Below are 3,201 nucleotides of genomic sequence, written 5' to 3' on the forward strand. Positions count from 1 at the left end.
GCGCTCGTCGCCCGTCACATCCGCATTGCCGTTCTCCAGCAGCAACGTCACATTGCCGTAAGCGTCATACGTCCGCGACACACTGCTCCGGCGCGTCACCGTATCGATGTGCTCGGGGATCGTCGTAGTCACCAGGGTACAGGTGAAGGTCGAGGTGGTGACAGGGCAGGCCTGCGTCGGCGAGCAGGTCACATCCTTCCATCCCGGGAAAAAGCCACCGCTATATTGCTTGCAGGCCGGCACCGAGGTCGAGCTCTCCGGCACGGTGGCGTTCTGCAGCTCCTGCTTCTCCGAACTCGTGTTGAAGGCGGTATAGGGCAAGGTCAGCGCCGGCACCGTGCCCGTCGCCGGCGGCCAGTTCGCCTGCAGCCCGGCCGTGGTCATCACGCTCCAGCTCTCGGACTCGCGCGCCAGCACCGTGGCGCTGTCCTGCGTGCTGTAGGCGGTCTTCAACACCTTGCCAACCGTGGCCAGGCTCTGGTCGAAGGTGTAGTCGATGCGCGGCCGTACCGTCTCGCCGGCATTGGCCGGCAGCAGCGCCACACCCATGCCGAAGCCCAGGAACCGGCGCTCGGCCGCGTTGTACAGCGCGTTCGAATAGGAATAGTCCGTCGTTCCCACCGTGCCACGGCCGTCGTTGCGTGTCACAGACGACACCGTCTGAAGAATCGAGGGGAGCGCACTTCCTGCAGGGCGCACCTCGGGCCAGGGATAGGAGCTCGATGGTTTGTAGGCGATCGAAGCGCTCGCTCCCAACGGCCCCTTCACCGAGGTCAGCAAGTCGGGAAACGCCGTGTTCAGCGTGTAGTTGTCACCACTACGATAAATGATGAAGCCGCGGGACGCGCCCGCCGGCGAACGTAGAGCCCCCTCGATCAGGTCGTCACGACCATCCTCATCGAGATCAGCCACGTAAGCGATGCTGGGAAGTTGGCCGGGTATGGCGACAAAACCACCTTCGCCGCCCGGACCAACTCCCGCCCGCGAAAGGAACATCGTTGCCGACGAATTCGGAATGTCGTCTGGGGGTGGGTTGACCGCTACATTCGCGTTGATCACCAAGTCCTGGCGGCCATCGCCGTCGAAATCTCCGGAAAGCACGCGCGGGAGGCAAATAAGTCCATCGCCAGCGGCAACCATGCCACCGCCACCGGTACTCACTCCTTGAGCACAGCCACCTGACAACATAATTCCCTGAGCCCAGGTCTGATGCTCAAAGCCATTGCCGGTCGAAAGAAACACACCGATATCGGCGCCGCCAGTGGGGTTCATTTCCAGTGCGACGAGATCGGTCTTGCCATCTCCATTAACGTCGATCGCAAGAACTTGTCCCCGGGAAAGAGATTGATAGGAACGATCGGTCGGAAACTGTCCAGCACCGGGCCCATGAGTAACGGCTGTCAGTAATGTACCAGGAGCCTCAAACGTCTGAAGAGGAGTGAAACCGATGCCGGTCGAATAAGCGTAGGTGACCCTCAAAACACCGTTGACACCCGTCACAATATAGACGTCGGATTTGCCGTCACCGTTGAGATCGACATAGTCCAGTTCGGTCCATTGCCTGCCCGCGATAAGCTGCTGACGCACGCTACTAGGGACGGGCTCATCGATCGCAGCGGCTCCGGTCAGAGACTCAATCTTTCTATAGACCCCATTTGCCACGGCATAAGTAACAACAAATTCCTTTACCCCATCACCGTTGAGGTCAAGTGGCGTCCCCCATCCGGGAAGCAGAGGATTGCTTCCGGTTACACTACCAAGGGCGCGGGATTCATATGTCCCATCGGAGCGGCTAAGAACAAAACTTCGTGTCGTCTTATTAGTGACGACAACTCCAGTATTATTTCCGTTCCACGTTCTCGTCGTGGAAGAGACGGTGCTGATATAATCGGGCCGCCCATCGCTATTGTGATCCCCGGCGAGCGAGGCACCCTTAACCGAGGTTGTTCCCATCGGCGGGTTGGGATCGATATATACACACCCACCTCCAACATTGATCGACCGAGCTGGGCGCGTGCGGTTAGTCGCTTCAGTCAATGAAGAGCTATAGCATCGCTTATGCAGAATAACGATGGGATCTTTGCCCCCACCGGTTCGTTCTTCCGTATCCTGCCAGCCACTGGTCGCCTTATCTGGAACAGAGTCGCTGTTGATATCGACAAAACGCTCGCTGTAGCCACTCTTGGAGTCAATCGGAACATAACTATACTTGAGCGCAAGATTATTCCCCTTCACCCAAGCCTGTTCGGTGATGGGAACTCCACTCCACCCGAATGTGGTTGGGGGCAGGCTTGTGCCGCCCGAGAGGCGGTTCTGGCTGAGGCTGGCATCTCGGCCGAATTGGGTCACTGCGGTCAGGCGCGAGGTGCCCGTGGCCGGGCTGAGCTCATAGTCGAGATTGTAGCCCCGCACCCGGTTGTTCGCCGTGGTGATGTCGATCGAAGCGATGCGCCTGTCCAGCGTCGCGATCGACTTGCCGGTGGCCTGGCTCAGTCTGGCCGCCCCGCTCGTCGCCTCCAGGTTGAAGGCGATACGCGTGCCGTTGTAGCTGATCGAGGCAGGCCAGCAGATGGGATCGTCCACGCAGGCATAGTCGTAAACAACCTCGTTGCCATGCGTGTCCGTCACCTTGCGCAGCAGCCAGCGGGTGTCGTCGCGAAGCTGCGCATCGCTGGAAGGCGCCGCTCCGTTCGTGTACCAGCCCGGCACCGAGGCCGGCGACACATAGCTCGACACCGTGCCGTCCCGCGCCGCAACCTCCCAGCTGGTCGTCGTCCCGCTCACGATGCGCTTGACCCGCACGAAGCTTTCCACCCGGGTGGCGTAGTAGCTCACCCCGTCCCCGGCCGCTCCCGTGGTGCAGGCCGGGCTGGTCATCCCCGCCGTGCAGGCCACCAGCCGGTCGCCGTCCAGCACGAACTCGTCCGTATCCGCATAGCGCGGCGTCCCGCCCACCGCCGAGGAACGGGTGATGTCCGACAGGCCCGACAAGGAAAAGCCCACGCCCGCAAGGCCGGCCCAATAGCCTCCCGCCCGCGCTCCGGCATTGGAATCATAGCGCAGCGACACTTTGGGCTCGAGGCCATGATAGGCCGGCACCGCGATCGACACAGACTGCGTGAAGGAGCCGTTGAAACTGGCAGGCTCGGCCTTGGTCGCCAGCGCGCTGGCACTGGCGATCGCCTTCAGGGGATCGTCCCC

At 61.3% G+C, this 3,201-nt stretch carries 1 protein-coding gene; it reads right to left on the minus strand.

Annotated features, from left to right (window positions below):
* Positions 1 to 3,201: toxin TcdB middle/N-terminal domain-containing protein (locus ACTJKX_RS37710; RefSeq protein ID WP_440728458.1), on the minus strand; the 3,201-nt coding region annotated here is incomplete at both ends.

Origin of the sequence: Labrys sp. 22185 (assembly GCF_052045555.1) — a bacterium.
GTDB lineage: Bacteria > Pseudomonadota > Alphaproteobacteria > Rhizobiales > Labraceae > Labrys > Labrys neptuniae.